At 45.8% G+C, this 16007-nt stretch carries 16 protein-coding genes; 11 read left to right on the top strand and 5 right to left on the bottom strand.

Annotated features, from left to right (window positions below):
* Positions 1-178 precede the first annotated feature (178 nt).
* Together F459_RS0114775 and F459_RS0114770 are read left to right on the top strand one after the other, a co-directional pair.
* Complete coding sequence (locus F459_RS0114775; protein ID WP_020613493.1) at positions 179-2512, top strand: FAD-binding protein; 2334 nt, start codon at positions 179-181, stop codon at positions 2510-2512.
* 97 nt (positions 2513-2609) lie between these two features.
* Entirely contained in the window at positions 2610-4142 is a 1533-nt protein-coding gene (locus F459_RS0114770) for a phage tail sheath family protein (RefSeq protein ID WP_020613492.1), read from the top strand.
* Here the strand turns inward: F459_RS0114770 and F459_RS23265 are convergent.
* A complete protein-coding gene (locus F459_RS23265; RefSeq protein WP_020613491.1) occupies positions 4139-4918 on the bottom strand; it encodes a GNAT family N-acetyltransferase in 780 nt (259 codons plus the stop codon). The two genes, F459_RS0114770 and F459_RS23265, sit on opposite strands and share 4 nt — an antisense overlap.
* A 386-nt stretch (positions 4919-5304) precedes the next feature.
* Between F459_RS23265 and F459_RS0114760 the strand changes: the two genes are divergently transcribed.
* The 6 genes from F459_RS0114760 to F459_RS0114735 all read left to right on the top strand — a co-directional run bounded on the left by F459_RS0114760 (position 5305) and on the right by F459_RS0114735 (position 10514).
* A complete protein-coding gene (locus F459_RS0114760; protein ID WP_020613490.1) occupies positions 5305-6522 on the top strand; it encodes an ABC transporter substrate-binding protein in 1218 nt (405 codons plus the stop codon).
* Between the two features lie 215 nt (positions 6523-6737).
* The gene (locus F459_RS0114755) at positions 6738-7526 is read left to right on the top strand and encodes a carbohydrate ABC transporter permease (protein WP_211214015.1); all 789 of its coding nucleotides are present in this window, start codon (positions 6738-6740) and stop codon (positions 7524-7526) included.
* 267 nt (positions 7527-7793) lie between these two features.
* Positions 7794-8384 carry a carbohydrate ABC transporter permease gene (locus F459_RS0114750; protein WP_211214014.1) on the top strand — a complete coding sequence of 197 codons (591 nt, stop codon included), beginning with the start codon at positions 7794-7796 and terminating at the stop codon, positions 8382-8384.
* A gap of 30 nt (positions 8385-8414) precedes the next feature.
* On the top strand, positions 8415-9266 hold the full coding sequence (locus F459_RS0114745) for an amidohydrolase family protein (protein ID WP_020613487.1): 852 nt from the start codon (positions 8415-8417) through the stop codon (positions 9264-9266).
* Between the two features lie 4 nt (positions 9267-9270).
* Positions 9271-9699 carry a secondary thiamine-phosphate synthase enzyme YjbQ gene (locus F459_RS0114740; protein ID WP_020613486.1) on the top strand — a complete coding sequence of 143 codons (429 nt, stop codon included), beginning with the start codon at positions 9271-9273 and terminating at the stop codon, positions 9697-9699.
* 29 nt (positions 9700-9728) lie between these two features.
* Entirely contained in the window at positions 9729-10514 is a 786-nt protein-coding gene (locus F459_RS0114735) for a PfkB family carbohydrate kinase (RefSeq protein WP_020613485.1), read from the top strand.
* Positions 10515-10556: 42 nt separating this feature from the next.
* Here the strand turns inward: F459_RS0114735 and F459_RS0114730 are convergent, their stop codons facing one another.
* The 4 genes from F459_RS0114730 to F459_RS0114715 all read right to left on the bottom strand — a co-directional run bounded on the left by F459_RS0114730 (position 10557) and on the right by F459_RS0114715 (position 13130).
* The gene (locus F459_RS0114730) at positions 10557-11120 is read right to left on the bottom strand and encodes a class I SAM-dependent methyltransferase (protein WP_020613484.1); all 564 of its coding nucleotides are present in this window, start codon (positions 11118-11120) and stop codon (positions 10557-10559) included.
* Entirely contained in the window at positions 11107-11463 is a 357-nt protein-coding gene (locus F459_RS0114725) for a hypothetical protein (RefSeq protein ID WP_020613483.1), read from the bottom strand. The genes F459_RS0114730 and F459_RS0114725 overlap by 14 nt, the downstream gene beginning before the upstream one ends.
* A complete protein-coding gene (locus tag F459_RS0114720) occupies positions 11450-11995 on the bottom strand; it encodes an RNA polymerase sigma factor (RefSeq protein WP_020613482.1) in 546 nt (181 codons plus the stop codon). Before F459_RS0114720 ends, F459_RS0114725 begins: the two co-directional genes overlap by 14 nt.
* Before the next feature lie 202 nt (positions 11996-12197).
* On the bottom strand, positions 12198-13130 hold the full coding sequence (locus F459_RS0114715; protein WP_020613481.1) for a dihydrodipicolinate synthase family protein: 933 nt from the start codon (positions 13128-13130) through the stop codon (positions 12198-12200).
* Between the two features lie 272 nt (positions 13131-13402).
* On the opposite strand from F459_RS0114715, the gene F459_RS0114710 reads away from it, so the two are divergent.
* Genes F459_RS0114710 through F459_RS0114700 form a run of 3 tightly spaced genes read left to right on the top strand, consistent with a single transcriptional unit; the run spans position 13403 to position 16004 of the window.
* On the top strand, positions 13403-14146 hold the full coding sequence (locus F459_RS0114710) for a glucose 1-dehydrogenase (protein WP_281167848.1): 744 nt from the start codon (positions 13403-13405) through the stop codon (positions 14144-14146).
* An 18-nt stretch (positions 14147-14164) separates the two neighbouring features.
* Positions 14165-15109: a Gfo/Idh/MocA family protein gene (locus tag F459_RS0114705; RefSeq protein WP_026295047.1), complete on the top strand. Its 945-nt coding sequence runs from the start codon at positions 14165-14167 to the stop codon at positions 15107-15109.
* A gap of 4 nt (positions 15110-15113) precedes the next feature.
* Positions 15114-16004, top strand: coding sequence for a sugar phosphate isomerase/epimerase family protein (locus F459_RS0114700; RefSeq protein ID WP_020613478.1), 891 nt, complete (start codon positions 15114-15116; stop codon positions 16002-16004).
* Positions 16005-16007 lie beyond the last annotated feature (3 nt).

Genomic DNA, 16007 nt, shown 5'->3' with positions numbered 1-16007 from the left:
AAAAACACCTCTATATTAATATGATATATATCGTATTATAATGTCGTATTATATACAAGCTTTTTTTAGTTTCTATTCCTCATTATTCGGCATCGTAATGGATATTCGTTTTCATAGGGTATATAGTTTATCGAGTTTTTTTTATCTATATGCTCATATACGAATCACGGAGGGAAAAATGAAATGTAAGCATCTTTTTGCTGGTCTTCTTGCTGCACTTATTTTGCTTGGCTGCCAGCCTTCCAAAAGTAAACTAAGCGACGGGAGCTATAGTTCGGTAGAGAAGGGCTTCGGTGGAGATATCGCCGTTACTCTGAACATTGATAAAGGCAAGATTGCAAATATCACCATAAAAGGGGATGATGAGACACCGGCCGTGGGCCAGGCTGCTTTAGAGCCTCTCAAGGAGGCCATCCTCGAAAGTCAGTCGGCCGATGTGGATGTTGTATCTGGGGCCTCTCATACATCCGAGGCGGTCAAGGCCGCGGTGCAGGACTGTTTGGCTCAGGCTTCTGGTGCCCAGGCGATAGACCTCGAAGATGTCAAGATGGCGGATGGGAGCTATACAGCATCGGCATGGGGATTTTCTACCAATAATAAAGTCAATCTTTCGGTGGAAATTGCGGATAACAGGATGAAGACCATACACCTTCTCGAAAATTTCGAGACCGGCCCGATCCTTCAGAGTGCAATAGATCTTCTGATTCCCCGCATGATAGAACACCAATCCGTTAAGATCGACAGCATAACCGGTGCTACCGCTTCCTGTAGCGCAATCAAGGCTGCCACGGAGGCGTGCCTGAAACAGGCCATTACGGCCGCCGGTGGAGATAAAAATCTGGTAGCGGCCTTCTATTCGACTCCGGCCCTGAAGGATCAGGAAGAGACGATCGATACCGATCTTCTGGTTATTGGAATGGGAGGATCCGGATGCGCCACGGCGGTACGGGCGGCAGAAGCATTATACGCGGCCGCCGAGAATGATCCTTCCAAGGTGCACATCCTTGCCATTGATAAGGCCGGAAAATTCGGTGGGACCAGCTCCGTTACCTCATCTCCGATGTCGGTTAATCCCCCCTCTTTTGTAAAAAAGAATGGCGGTAGGAACTATGTGGACCCAGCCGTTTTAAAAGCCGACTGGATGAACTATACCGAGGGCGATGCAAAGGAATGGGCAATCGATTACATGATGGATCAGTCGGGCAATGCGATCGACTGGCTGATCGGAAACGGTTTTGTATTCGGAGCACCTGCACAGGGCCTCTCCGCTCCTTACAAGCTGTGCGTGAACTATGCCGATTCCTTCGGAAACAATAAGGACGAGATAGACGGCTACTTTCATGGCTTTGTCGACCATTTTACCGCATTGGGCGGAAAATATATGCTTGAAACGGAGGCTACGGAGCTTCTCACCAATGATGCCGGATCCGTGATTGGGGTCAAGGCACACAATGCTGACGGAACAAGGTATATAATCCATGCCAAAAAGGTGGTGCTTGCAACCGGGGGATTCGCCGGCAATTCGGATATGATGAACAAGTATCTCTCCGACAAGTACTATCCGCTTACCGGCGGGCATTGGAATGTCTACGGCATGCTTCAGAATGATGGAAAGATGTTGCAGCAGGCCATCGATGACGGCGCCGCCACCTATAATATCGGTATACCCCCGGTAAGCCATATTGGTGGGGCAAAGGCGGTTATGCATGAATACGAGATCAAAACCGTCGATGGTGTAGATTTTCTGACAGGAGCTCCAGCTACCCGGTCTTTGAATGATATTCCCATGATGATGGCTGTGGCTCCCAATGCCATGGCTGTCAACAGAGAGGGGAAGCGATTCGTCGACGAAACGATGCTTAATTCGTATGGAAACTGGCGGTCCGGTCCCTATTTCTATACGATCTGGTCCAACAACATGATCGACGAGATCAAAGAAAAGGGCCTGCGATTCGATACCGTGGGTATTTTTGTCAACCAGGGGGGCTGGCCGGCCCTGAGTCCCATCGACAACATCTATGAGGTTCTGGATAAGGCCGTCGAGCATAAGATTGCCCTGAAAGGTAATAGCCTTGAAAACCTCGCGAAGGAGATACATGTCGATCAGGCCGTTCTCGCCAAGACCGTACACCAGTACAACGAATACTGTGATACAAAGAAGAATCCCGCCGACGGCGTGGAAAAGAGTCAAAAGGTTCTTGATCTTTCCGGAACGCCGATTTCAAGTGATCAGGATACCTTTGAGAAGGTGGAAGGAGAGGGACCCTATTATGCAGTTATTGGAGCTCCATGGGTCTATTCCACCACCGGCGGACTGGATGTAAATAAGCACTTCCAAGTTCTCGACAGAGAGGGCTCTGTCATCGATGGACTCTATGCGGTGGGTACCGACTGTATGGGCGTCCTTTTCACGGAAAAAAAGGAATACGTCACCTACGGAGGTGCCGACCAGGGATGGGCCTTCACCTCCGGCTATCTTGCCGGTTCATATATAGCCGATGAGCTGAAATAACGATTCATACGAAACCGAAAAAGAGCCTGCAGGGAATATTTCTTGCAGGCTTTTTCATTTCTTTATATTTCATGTTACACTCTAAAAAGAGGTTTTTATGAGCGGTTCAATGAAAACACCGGGTGCCTATATCGTAGAAAACAATGACTTTCCGAATTCTGTCGTGGAGGTTGCCACAGCCGTACCGGCTTTTATCGGGTATACCGAAAAGGCCGTGAAGGACAATCGTTCTCTATTGAGCATGCCGACGAGGATTTCGTCGCTACAAGATTTTACGGCATATTTCGGCGGCGCTCCCGATTATCAGTTTGAACTGACGGAGACGGCGGTGGAAAAAGATGTCGCTACGGCCGGGGTGGCAGGAACGGTTTCGGCCGGAAAGAAGAAGTACGCCATTATGCCGAAGTCGACGGACTATTGTCTGTTCCGAAGCCTGCTGTTCTTTTTTGCGAATGGTGGGAATACCTGCTATATCGTTTCCGTAGGTACCTATAAAGACGAAATTAATGCAGAGTCATTGAAGAATGGTATTGGTCCCCTTCTCAAAGAAGAGGAACCTACCATGGTTCTCATCCCTGAAGCAATACAATTACCGTCAAAAGAGGCCTGTTACTCCCTGCAGCAGCAGATTCTTGAGCATTGCGGCGGCAAAATGAAAAACCGCATTGCCATACTGGATGTTTATGAGGGTTACAAAGACTTTCGGGCCGCGGAAGGCGATTGCGTAAAGAATTTCCGTGAAGGCATTGGCAACACCTATCTGGATTTTGCTGCGGCCTATTATCCCTGGCTGAATACCGAACTTATATCCGGTAACGAGCTTAGTTTTAAACAGATTTCCAACCGTGATGTTCTGGCGGCATGCATTAAGGAAGAAATGGGAGTCGCTGATGCTGCAAAAATCGATGAAAAGGGGAAAAAAATTCTGGAGCTTCTGGATGAACTTTCTTCAAAAAGTTTCACCGCCGACGAAGAAGCATTGATACACAAAACCCTGGTTCCGGCCAGTCCTGTTTATAACAATATTTTAGAGAAAATCAGAGATTATCTGAACAGAATGGCTCCCTCCGCGGCGATAGCCGGAATTTACGCTATGGTCGACTCTTCGCGGGGTGTCTGGAAGGCCCCTGCCAATGTGAGCATCGCTTCCGTGGTTTCTTCAACTATCGATATTTCCCAGGACGAACAGGAATATCTGAATGTTCCTTCCGACGGCAAAGCGGTAAATGCCATTCGTTCTTTTACCGGAGAAGGTGTTTTGGTCTGGGGAGCCCGTACTCTGGACGGCAACAGTCATGATTGGCGTTATATAAACGTTCGCCGAACGGCGATTATGCTGGAAGAGTCCATCAGCCTGGCTTCGAAAGCCTATGTTTTTGAAAGTAATACAGCGTCTACCTGGGATTCGATAAAACGTATGATTTCAAATTTCCTTGAAGGTATCTGGAAACGGGGAGGATTAGCCGGAGCTACTGAGGAAGATGCTTTCAGTGTCCATGTCGGATTGGGAGAAACCATGGCTGCCAAGGATATATTGGAAAATATCTTACGTATTACAGTTATGGTGGCGTTAGTCCGTCCGAAAGAATTTATTGAAATTACCCTCCAGCAGCACATGGAGAAATCTTAGCTTCTCGATAGCATGGTGCAACTGTATTGACTCTTTTCAATGAAGCCTAGTTTCTTGGCAAGTGAAGCTGAAGCTATATTCATTGCATCCCAGTGACATGCAAGGTTTCGTCTTCCGCATTCTTCCAGCATTCGTAGTGATAGTAGCGTTGCGATACCCCGACGTCGATATTCGGCCTGGGTGTCAATCTCAATTTCTATGCCATTACGGTAAAGCGTATAGCAACCAATCCCGCCTATGATCTTGGTTCCGATACCTGCCACAAATCCAAAGCCCTGAAAATCTTTTTTATTGTTCACCATGGTATTTGCAACCACATCGGATGACCATTCCTCTTCGAGCAGGACTGGAAGTAACTTTTTTTCGATCGGTTTTATTTCTACCGGATACCCCTCTATTGATAGTTTCTTCTCTTTTTTGAAAGCCGTTGCTGCTTTTGCTGCAAAAGTTGCAACCATTGGATGAAAGGACACCCTTGTGTATTCAGAAATTTTCCCGGAAAAACGTTTCTCTAAAGCTTTTTTCCATGTTGCAGGGGGAGCCATGAGATGCACTTCCTTTGGTTCGATGATCTTCTTATAAATTTCTTCATCGAAGGATCCAATAAGTTCGACAAAATCTCCTACGGTTATTGCAGAGTTGAGGAGATGTACATATGCATCTCCGTACATTCCATCGGTAAATGATGTTGAGATCTGATGTTGCGGAAATGGTAGATTGTTATCGGAGATGTAGGAGAGATATCTATTGGCTTTGCATGATGAAAAATGTTTCATGGTTTCTCTTTGTGTCCGTCGGTGATCGCTATTTTCGTTATTATTCTATCATCGAGTATAAAGTTTAGATACTGTCCTGAATCGTGGCGGGAAATGAATAAAATCTCTTTTCTTCATTGTTTAATAACACAGACTTATGGCTATCTCATTGAAAATGTACACAACCCTTGGTAATATCTTTATTTGTAATAGACAACTAAAGGTTGTTAAAAATGCTTGCAAATACAATGCTTGCATGATAGAGTGTTTGTATTAAAGGTTATATAACGTTATATAATGAATCAGAAGATCTAATGGCGCTCAGAGCGTCGTTTGTATGCTTTTTCCTAAATTGAATGGAATGAAGCATACGACAGGTATGCGGATTTTCATTAAAGGAGGACTGTATGAAAAGGGCACTGGGAATAGTAGTTCTTATAATGGTATGTACTTGTTTTATTTTCTCACAGGGAGAGACGGAAACCGAGGGGACGGGAAAGGCCGAACTGACATTGTGGCATTATTTCAGTACCGAGAATATCCAGGTGCGATTCCAGGAATATGTTGATATGTATAATGCACAATCGAAAGGATCGCATATAACGGTGACCATCTTACCTTTTGCCGATTTCAAAACTCAATTGTCGGTCGGAGCAGCGGCAAGTACTTTACCGGATATTGTCATACTTGATAACTGCGATACCGTCTCTTATGCCGCAATGGGTATGTTTGAGGATATTACCGATTATGTTTCCGACTGGGAAAGTACGAAAAATATTTTCCCTGAAATAATGGCTACCTGTACCTACAAAAATCGTCTGTATGCTCTTCCATGCGAATCGAATAATCTGGAAATTATCTACAACGACGATATGCTAAGGGCTGCTGGTGTTACTCCACCTACATCGTTTGACGAGTTGTTCGAGGCCGCAAAAAGGCTGACAACGGAGGATCATTACGGATTTGCGATTTCAGGAATTGAGAGTGAGGAGTCTACATATCAGTTCCTGCCTTTCTTTTGGTCTGCCGGCGGACAGACGATGAAACTTAACAGTGACGCCGGTGTCAGGTCTTTGGGATTGTTTACGCGCATGGTGGAAGCAGGCTACATGCCAAAGGAGTGTATCAGCTGGAGTCAGAGTGAGCTTTCCAGCCAGTTTGTTGCGGGTAACATTGCAATGGAAGTAATGGGACCTTGGCAGATTCAAAATTATCAGAATAAAGGGATCTCCTTCGGTATCTGTAAGATTCCGGCAGACAAATATCAAAGATCGGTATATGGCGGGGAAAACATGGCTATCGTCAAGGGAAAGAATGCTGGTGAAGCCGCAAAATTCCTTGAATGGTTTTTAGACTATGACAGAAATAGCGAGTGGAATCTTTATACGGATGAATTTGTTGCAAGCAAGTCTACTCTTAGCGATCCGAGCTACATCAATAATGAGTATTGGATACCCTTTGTTGAAATGATTCCCAATACTCGGGCACGGGATGTAACGACTGTTTGGCCTGAGATTTCCTCTGCATATCAATTGGCGATTCAGGGTGCCTTATCTGGACAGATGACGGTGGAAGAAGCCTTGAAAGCCGGCCAAAAACTCATTGATAAAGCTTTGAATAACTGAGACCGGATTCTTGTTTAGATGAAATAGTGGAGGAAAGCCTCCACTATTTCGTACCGCTTTTTTTATATCCGGCGGGGGACACACATGGACACTTTTGATGGAGGGATTGCATTTTGAAATATCTGGACGGAAATCGTGTAGGGTACCTGTATATACTACCGGCATTTGCATTCATGAGTGTCCTGATCTTTTATCCACTAATATATAATTTCATATTGAGTTTTCAAAAGGTTGATGTCTTTACCCTCATGGATGATGTAAAGGATTTTGTTTTTCTGGATAACTATAAAGAAGTGTGTACATCGGATTCTTTGTATAATTCGGTAAAGCTGACATTGATATATACCTTCTTTTGTATCGTTTTCCAATTTACGATTGGCTTTTTACTTGCACTTCTTTTTAAGCAAGAGACAGCGTCATATAGATTTATGCGAGCGCTTCTTTTAATTCCATATATTATTCCGCCAACGGTTACGGCAATTGTCTTTAAATTCTTTTTCAGCGTGAAAGGCGGCATTTTGAATGAGATTCTTTTGATGACCGGTGCCGTAGATTCTCGTATCGAGTGGTTACTTGCTCCAAAGATTGCTATGGCCTCGGTAATCATCGCCAATATCTGGAGCGGAATTCCTTTTAATATGATTTTACTTTCTACCGGTTTAACGAATATTCCGGATGAACTCTACGAAAGTGCGGACATCGATGGTGCAAATACTATTCAGAAACTGGTCCATATAACAATTCCATGCCTGGAAAGTTCAATTAAAGCTGTCTTGGTTCTTGGGGTCGTTTATACGTTCAGGTGTTTTGAATTGATCTATGTCATGACTGCCGGAGGACCAGTGAATGGAACCGAAATCATGACAATTTATTCGTATAAAACCTCTTTCGTCAAATACAACTTCGCTCAAGGTGCCGTGATCTCCAATATCCTTTTTGTCATCTTATTTTTTATCGGGCTGATATATATACAAATGATTAATAAAGAAGAAGAGGTTATGTAACACATGTGTTTCCATATACAATTGAATCATAGGAAATGTAAGAAACAAATAAATTTATTCTTTTCCATCATACTGTTTGTGCTTCTGATATTTCCTCTCTATTGGATGTTTATAAGTTCGCTAAAAACCGAACCGGAAATTTTCAAAAGCCCGCCTGATTTTATTGCAATGCATCCTTCATTTGATGCGTATGTTACACAGTTTGAGTCCTTAATATTCAACATTCCAAGAGCCCTGGGTAACAGCATGATCATCGCAGGAACGTGCATGGTTATTTCTGCAACACTAGCTATCTTGGCGGCCTACGGCCTTGCTCGATTTCGTATCAAGGGGAAACGGATTATTATCTTTCTTTTTCTTATCTCTCAGATGTTACCACAAATCTCAACCTTGGTCCCCAATTTTATCATCTTTAAAAAAATTGGAATTTATAACACGCTTTTTGCTCCTATCCTGGCAACCTGTACCCTCGGTATCCCCTTCTGCATTCTCATGATGCGAACATACTTTTTAAGCATACCGAAAGAGATTGATGAAGCAGCAAGGATAGACGGATGTAGTTCGATACAATCCTTTTTGCGGGTTATTCTGCCAATGAGTTCATCGGGTGTTGTCGTTTCTTTCGTTTTTTCTTTTCTCTTTGGCTACAGCGATATGATCTATAGTTTGACCTATGTAACCGATTCAACAAAGTGGCCGGTTACCACGGGAATTTATAATACCGTAGGACGGTATGGGATTGAATGGTGCCGGTCGATGGCCTTTGGCTGTATGGTTGTCCTCCCTGTTCTTTTTGTTTTCATCTTTATGCAAAAATATATTGTACAGGGATTAACAGCCGGAGCCGTCAAAGGATAAACACGTTCTTACAACCATGAGGAGATTGCTATGGTTATTGATATTCATGTACATCCAGGTTTTTACGAAAACGTATGTGAGAATAAGGATGACGTTGATTTTCGGAAGAAAGCAATGGGGTGGGATCTCATGTCACCTTTTCCTGTTGAACTAACGAGAAAACAGATGCAATTTGCCGGTGTCGATAGACTTGTTTTGCTGCCGCTGGATTTGACGACGCAAATGGGGGGCTGTGTTATTACAAATGAGGAGATCAGAGGCTTGGTCGATAGTGCTCCCGACCTTTTTTACGGTTTTGCAAGTGTTGATCCTTTCCGGAAAAATGCCGTCGAAATCGTTGAAAAGGCTTTTGAGGAACTACACCTCATGGGGCTGAAATTACATCCATCCAAGCAGGGATTCTATCCGCAGGATCCGATCATGGATGATATCTATCAAAAATGTTTGTACTACAATAAGCCGATTTTATTTCATGCCGGTATGTCGTGGGAACCCAAGACTCCCATGAAATATTCTCATCCCTTGTATTTCGAAGAGCTTGCCATCAAATATCCGGATCTGCGTTTCTGCCTTGCCCATTTTGGCTGGCCCTGGATATATGAAACGGTCGCAATCGTTTTGAAATATCCAAATGTGTATACCGATACGGCGTTGTTGTATATGGATTCCCCTGAAGACTTTTTTGACCATCTCATGCGGCATCATATGGGACCACTTTGGATAGAAAATAATATAAGTCGCAAGGTTCTCTTTGGTTCGAATAATCCCCGATTCCGAACTGCCAGGATAAAGCGTGGAATAGAATCGCTTAATTGGCGTCCGGAAACCTTAAAGGACATATTGGGTGAAAATGCAATGACATTTTTAGGAATAGAAGGGTAGGAATATGGTAAAAATAACAGAAGTAGAATACTTAACGGATAAAGAGTTTCAGCTTATCCCTGTTACAGATAAAGTTCGTGATTTTGTCAGAGATACCGGTATACAAAACGGCGTTGTTTTTGTCATTACTTCACATACTACCTCAGGTATCATGGTCAATGAGCGACTTGACTGCCTGGCTATCGATATCGAGGAGACTTTGGAGCGTTTGATACCAACCGAACATTCCTATGCGCACTCTCATTTTCTGCCTAGTTACGGTGCCACCGGGGGGAATGCACCGGGGCATCTAAAATCAATGTTGTGCGGTAATCATGCTGTTCTGCCCATTAAAGATGGCGTTATCCAGTGTGGATTTGCGCAGGATATCTATTTTGCCGAATTCGACGGTCCGCAGAAGCGGAGGCTTTTCATTCAAGTCCAGGGAGAATAGGCAGAAACAATGTACAAGGAGTGTTTGTCATGAAAGTTGCAGCCTTCGGCTTTTCTACAATCGACGTATATGAAGATTTGGGGCTTCACTACGCTACAGGAAACGGTATCGACTGTATAATTCAGCTTGCCCGGAGGGGGATCGCAACTTCTGCCGTTACCGTTGTCGGTGATGATGAATACGGCAGGGAAATGATCGGTACGCTGAACTCTTTTTCTATCAATACCGATCATGTACAGATTCGTTCGGGGTCGACTTCCATTTTTAAAATGGGCTTGAAGAACGGAAATGATCGAGTCCATTTGGAAAATATTCCCGGTGTTATGGCTGACTACACTCCGACGCGAGAAGACATTCTGTTTGTAAAAAAACATGAATATGTGCATATGGATCTTACCGGTCATGTGCTGTATCTAATGCCTGAGCTTAAGGCATCCGGTTGTAAGATCATCATGGACTATTCGGTTCAGAAAAATGAACAAACCCTTACCGCGACCCTGCCATTTGTAGATTATGCCTTTTTTTCGTATGGGAAAAAGGATTCGTTCGTACGTGATTTTTTGATATACACGAAAGGCTTAGGACCCCGAAGCATTATCGCTACCTTTGGCCCGGAAGGTAGCATGGCGTATGATGGAAACTCCTTTTATTCCCACGGTATTATGGATGTGCCTGTGATAAATACCGTGGGAGCGGGTGATGCCTTTATTGCCGGATTCATGTATGGGGTAATGCAGAACAACGGTATCGAATCTTGTATGCATAGTGGTACGAAATTTTCTGCGGAGGTTATCCAGAAGTTTAACCCATACTAATGGAGGGGGGCGTGCCCCCTCCATAATACTTACCTTATCGAATCAAACCGACTTTCGGAAAATTTGGAATGACTTTCCCTTGAGGACTTCCTGCGAACTTTCAAAAGAGAGTCCTGCCGCTTCCATGGCACTGCATATATCCTCCGGTGATGATGAGTGGCCCCAGTGTCGTCCTCCCTTTGCCTCCTTATTCCGGTCGATCACCACAAGGCGACCTTCTGATTTCATGGCCCGGCTGGCAGATTGAAAATAAAGCTCAGGTCTGGCAATGTGATGAAAGCTATTGTGCGAAAAGATCAAATCCTGGGATGCCGCCGGAAGGAGACAGCTATTTTCTTCTCCGAGAACCGCGATGATTCGGGATTCCATCCCTTTGTCCCGTGCATAGTCCATCAAAAAGCGGAGATTTTTTCCGCTGATGTCGACTGCGTAGACCTTACCGGTGTCGCCGATTTTTCTGGCGAACTCGACGGCAAAAAAGCCACCGCCCGAACCTATGTCCGCCACTATCGATCCTTCCCGAAGGGAGAGGCAGCTGAGAATTTCAGTTACCTCCTTTTCTGCCTTCAGGTTCAAACCCTGCAGGAAAAGCTTATTGAGGATCATGTTCCGCGTCCTCAAATCGCTGTCTGAACTTTTCTCTCCAGTCATTCCGATCATGATACGAGCCTTTGTCATAATGGCCTGCGTGATGTAATCCCCCTTTGAATAAGATGTGGCTTAGCAATACCAGCCCCCAGGCCTGCCAATAGCCGATGACGGAAAGACCGAAAAGCGGGGGCATAAGCCAATTCCAAAGCAGCATGACAACAAGGCCGAGGACAAGGGCAAAGGCCGCTGTGGCAACGATTCCCAGAATAACCCAGAGCCCTATCCTTAATGGGTGAAATTTTCTGTTATGGTAAAACATCTTTTTTCCTCCTGCATAGTAAGCCTCACATTTCCTCATGTAAGAGCTCCTTGATTTCCTTTAGTCTTTGTCGTAAAAACTTCACGGCGTAACGTTTACGGGCGGTAAGGGTATTGATCGACTCCCCGGTAAGCTCGGCAATTTCTGCAAAGGTGCGTCCCTCTATCGCCTGTAATATGAAAACCTCTCGTTGGGACTCGGGCAGTTCATCAAGACTCTCATAAAGGGTGTCCGCAATAATCCTCCGTAGGTACGCATGCTCACCCCCCGGCAGTTTTAGATCGGCCAGCAGGTCAAAGCCGTCGGTGCCGTCGTCGACGATAAGCTCTGTCTCTCGCTTCCGACGAAGAGCACGGGCACGATAGTAGTCGATCACGCGATTTTTTACGGAACACCATAGCCAAGCTACCAGGTTTTCGATGGGATCGAGAACATTCATATGCTCCGTCGCCCGGGAAAAAATTTCCTGAAGCATATCTTCCGCCTCTGCAGCATCATCGATACGCCGAATAATGAAGTGGAGCATTTCGCTGTACTGATCCCGAAAAACCTGCTCAAGCCGGTGTCCCATTCATCCTCCCTACGGTAAGCATAGACGAATAGATTAAGGTTTTGGTGTATGATAAATCGTTCTTTTGCGGAATATGATGCCAATGAAGAATTACAGATTTGTTGTAGAAATACTGAGTTTGAAGAATGAATGGTCTCTACTGTCAGGAATCCTGGTGATCTCTATGCCCGAGAGGGGATAGAGATCACCAATATTCGAAACACTATCCAAGGTCAGCGATTTTCTTCCTGTAAGCCTCGGTACCTTCAATGAGTTTATCCAGTATGGCTTCGACTCCCCATACCTTTTCATGTACGTCATAAGGAAAGGTTCTGGACCCTATAGCCTTAAAATTTCCCAAACGCTTGTGGTACATCTTTGCCAGTACGGGGTAGCCGTATGCTTCGGTGCAGGCGGCAAGGACCAGAAAGGTCGCAAGCTCCTGGGCAAGGGCCGGATGATCCTGGCTTGAGCAGTAAAGCCATTTATATAGATCGGGATGAAAGTTTGTGCTGACGCCGTTGAATCCTCTGGACCCTGCCTTCATTGCATCCCAGGCGATTGCCGCATTTGCATTGAGGATTGCCATGCCACTCTTTTTTGTGATGGCCACACGGCGTTGTACGGTTGGCAGATCACAGGAGACATCCTTCATGAAGCTGAACCTCCCACTATCGGCCAGGACTTTGAGTTCTTCATCGGAGATCAGGCGCCTGTAGGGGGCCGGACACTCATAGATTCCCAGGGGCAAGTCCGAAGGAAGCCGTTCCAGTAGCCATTTTAGGTTGCCGATAAAGGTATCTGTTCCTTTGCGGCCGGGGTCGAGGTGGTTTGAGACCAGGACGATACCGTCGGCGCCTGAATCAACCGCCACCTTTAATTCTTCGAGTTGCCCATAGGGATCGTCGCTTGTGTGTCCCGAGGTGACGACGGGAACGCGCCCTTTTACCGTCCTGACGACGAATTTCGCGAGTTCTGATTTTTCCTGAAGGCTGAGGTATTGCATTTCACTGGATTGGCAGACGGCGAATAAGGCATCTGCCCCATGGCTGATGTACCATTCGATTAAAGCCTCCAGACTTTCGTAGTCGATGCTGTCGTTTTCGGTAAAGGGTGTGATCATTACCGGAACAATGCCTTCTATTTTCTTTTTCATTCTTATAGCTCCTTTTTCTGTATGTCTCTGTCTTAAAAACGATAAAATATCATGAATAACTAAATTTATCATCCAAAATTAAGTTGATGTCAAGTGAAAATGCTATATTAGGAGCGTAATTAGTGGGTAAAACAAATTAAAATTGTTTTTTGTTGACACCTCACAAAAGCCATGTTAATACTATTTTCATACTTTTGATAACGATTACATATCGTGAAAAAATAAATCACAAAGATTAAGGAACTATAATGAAGGCTTGTGAGAAATTTAGCTTGGAAGGGAAGACCGCGGTGGTGACCGGGGCCACAAGAGGACTCGGCCAGGGCATTGCATTGGGGCTTGCCGAAGCCGGGGCCAATATTGTGTGTGTTGGACGAAGCGATGATTCGGGAACTCGTGAGAAAGTAAAAGCTTTGGGGCGTGAATACCTCAATATTCGACTCGATGTAGCACTTCCTGAAAGTCCAGATCTTATCATTGATAAGGCGGTGTCGGCCTTTGGGAAAATTGATGTGCTGGTGAACGCCGCCGGAATTACAAGGAGAGCAATGGCGCTGGATGTCAGTCGTAAGGATTGGCAGGATGTCCTGAATGTAAATCTGACTGGTTTGTTTTTCCTTTGCCAGGCTGCGGCACGGCAGTTCGTCAAACAGGGACATGGAGGGAAGATCATAAACATAGGCTCCATGACCTCGTATCAGGGAGGCATCAAGGTTATTCCCTATACCGCTTCGAAGGCCGCGGTCAGGATGATTACCATGCATATGTGCAATGAGTGGGCTCCCTACGGTATTCATGTCAACTGTATTGCTCCCGGATATATGGTTACCGACATGACTGCTCCCATGCGGGGTGAGGCTTCGCGCATGGCGGAAACAAATACCAGGATTCCTATGGAGCGCTGGGGAGTTCCGGAAGACTTGGCAGGGGCTGCCATCTTCCTCGCCTCAGAGGCTTCGGACTATGTGAATGGATTCACCATCGCCGTGGACGGCGGATTTTTGGCTAAATCCTAAGGAGACATGGAGAAACGCATGAAAAGGAAATTCAGAGTCGGGCTGGTGGGATGCGGCTCGATTGCAGAGAATGCCCATCTGCCGATTCTTTCGGAGATGGATAATGTTGAACTGGTCGGTGTTATCGCAAAACGTCTTGCCAGTGCCCAAAGCGCAAAAGAGAGGTACGGCATTTCCCATGCCGTAGAAAACATCGAACAGCTGATTGAGCTTGGCCTCGATTGTGCCTTTGTCCTCTCTCCCAAGGAATGTCACCATGAGCATGTGCTTGCGTTACTCAACGCCGGCCTCGATGTGTTCAGCGAAAAACCCATGGGATGCAGCCTTTCCGAAATGGAGGAAATGGTTGAGGCCTCGGAAAAAAGCGGCAAGGCCTTGATGATCGGTTTTAACCGCCGTTATGCTCCTGTATATCGAAAGGCAAAGGAAGTATACGGAACCTTGTCTCCCGATGTCATCATAGCCCAGAAAAATAGGCCGGCATCGGAATATCGTGCAACGTTGGAGAATGCCATCCATATGGTGGATCTCCTGCGCTACTTTTGCGGTGAGTGTGAGGATGTCCAGGCAATTTCTAAATTTACGGACCCTTATTATGAAACCCTTGCGACGGCGCAAATGACTTTTTCGAACGGTACCGTCGGTATGCTTGTCGCCGATCGCGCAAGCGGGCAATGGGTGGAGACATTCCAGATGCACGGCCATAACAAGAGCGTCCTTGTCAACTGTCCCGATACCGTAACTGTCGTGGACCATGAGGAGAGCCATACCACCGACATGACGCCTCTTGCCATGGGCTGGGCTCAGGTCGCTGATAAGATGGGATTTCGTGCCGAAGACGAGCACTTTTTCTCCTGCCTCGAAGCAGGAGAGACGATGCTTACCAATGCAGCGGATTCCTTTAAAACTCATCTCCTGATGCATAAAATTCTCAAGGCCGCTGGCCTCCCCGACCTGGAGTAGGCGAATGAAGATTGCCGGTCATACGATGGGAACCCCCGAGTATTCACTCGGGGATGCTCTTCGGCTCTTCAAGAAGATTGGACTCGACGGAGCCGAGATCATTGTTCAGGATGGTTACCGCTGTGCACTGGAGGAAAAGACATCCACTGATACGCTTCGGGAGTTATCCCGTCTTGCAAAAGATCTGTCCCTTGAGATTCCCTGTCTGACTCCCTATTTTTCCCGGTTCAACGATCTTGACGAGGGTATCCGGGAAAAAGAAATCGAAGGCATTTGCAAGGTTATCACATACGCAGAAATTCTGGGGGCCAAGTACATCCGCCTGTATGGTGGAAACTTCGGTCAGGACGAAAGGGATGAAGACGGGAAAAAGCGCGGCTGTCTGGTGGAAAGTCTTCGTTTCCTAGGGGAGATTGCCAAGAAGCATGGGGTCTCTCTGGTGCTGGAAAATCACTTTAATACCATGACCGTATCGGCCCGGGAAAGTGTTGATATTTCCTATGCTATTAACCATCCTTCGGTAGGTATTCTCTACGATCAGGCAAATCTGACATTTACCGGAAACGAAGAATACGAAACGGCCATTCCTCTGCAATTCGACAAGAGCTGGTATGTTCATGTTAAGGATTTTGTCTTCAGGGGAAATGACCACACCTTCTCATCATCTGATGTATCACACCCTCAGGAGGAGGAGCGGAAGGTCGTGACCCGAATTGTCGGAGAGGGAATCCTTGACTGGCCAGCAATCCTGCAGATGCTTAAAGATCGAGGTTACAACGGCTGGTTGTCGCTTGAATATGAGCGGCGATGGCATCCGCAGGATATTCCCGACGCATCGCTTGGAATGAAGCAGAGTGCCGCATTTCTGCGAAAGATCATTCGAGATCTGAAATAATCA

Origin of the sequence: Sediminispirochaeta bajacaliforniensis DSM 16054 (assembly GCF_000378205.1) — a bacterium.
In the GTDB taxonomy this organism is placed as follows: Bacteria; Spirochaetota; Spirochaetia; order DSM-16054; family Sediminispirochaetaceae; genus Sediminispirochaeta; species Sediminispirochaeta bajacaliforniensis.
This window is presented reverse-complemented; position numbering and strand designations above follow the sequence as displayed.

Coding starts and splice junctions, on each gene's coding strand:
- F459_RS0114775 (WP_020613493.1), top strand. CDS start 179: ATGAAATGTAAGCATCTTTTTGCTGGTCTTCTTGCTGCACTTATTTTG.
- F459_RS0114760 (WP_020613490.1), top strand. CDS start 5,305: ATGAAAAGGGCACTGGGAATAGTAGTTCTTATAATGGTATGTACTTGT.
- F459_RS0114705 (WP_026295047.1), top strand. CDS start 14,165: ATGAAAAGGAAATTCAGAGTCGGGCTGGTGGGATGCGGCTCGATTGCA.
- F459_RS0114725 (WP_020613483.1), bottom strand. CDS start 11,463: ATGAGGAAATGTGAGGCTTACTATGCAGGAGGAAAAAAGATGTTTTAC.
- F459_RS0114740 (WP_020613486.1), top strand. CDS start 9,271: ATGGTAAAAATAACAGAAGTAGAATACTTAACGGATAAAGAGTTTCAG.
- F459_RS0114730 (WP_020613484.1), bottom strand. CDS start 11,120: ATGATCCTCAATAAGCTTTTCCTGCAGGGTTTGAACCTGAAGGCAGAA.
- F459_RS0114745 (WP_020613487.1), top strand. CDS start 8,415: ATGGTTATTGATATTCATGTACATCCAGGTTTTTACGAAAACGTATGT.
- F459_RS23265 (WP_020613491.1), bottom strand. CDS start 4,918: ATGAAACATTTTTCATCATGCAAAGCCAATAGATATCTCTCCTACATC.
- F459_RS0114715 (WP_020613481.1), bottom strand. CDS start 13,130: ATGAAAAAGAAAATAGAAGGCATTGTTCCGGTAATGATCACACCCTTT.
- F459_RS0114720 (WP_020613482.1), bottom strand. CDS start 11,995: ATGGGACACCGGCTTGAGCAGGTTTTTCGGGATCAGTACAGCGAAATG.
- F459_RS0114735 (WP_020613485.1), top strand. CDS start 9,729: ATGAAAGTTGCAGCCTTCGGCTTTTCTACAATCGACGTATATGAAGAT.
- F459_RS0114700 (WP_020613478.1), top strand. CDS start 15,114: ATGAAGATTGCCGGTCATACGATGGGAACCCCCGAGTATTCACTCGGG.
- F459_RS0114770 (WP_020613492.1), top strand. CDS start 2,610: ATGAGCGGTTCAATGAAAACACCGGGTGCCTATATCGTAGAAAACAAT.
- F459_RS0114750 (WP_211214014.1), top strand. CDS start 7,794: ATGGTTATTTCTGCAACACTAGCTATCTTGGCGGCCTACGGCCTTGCT.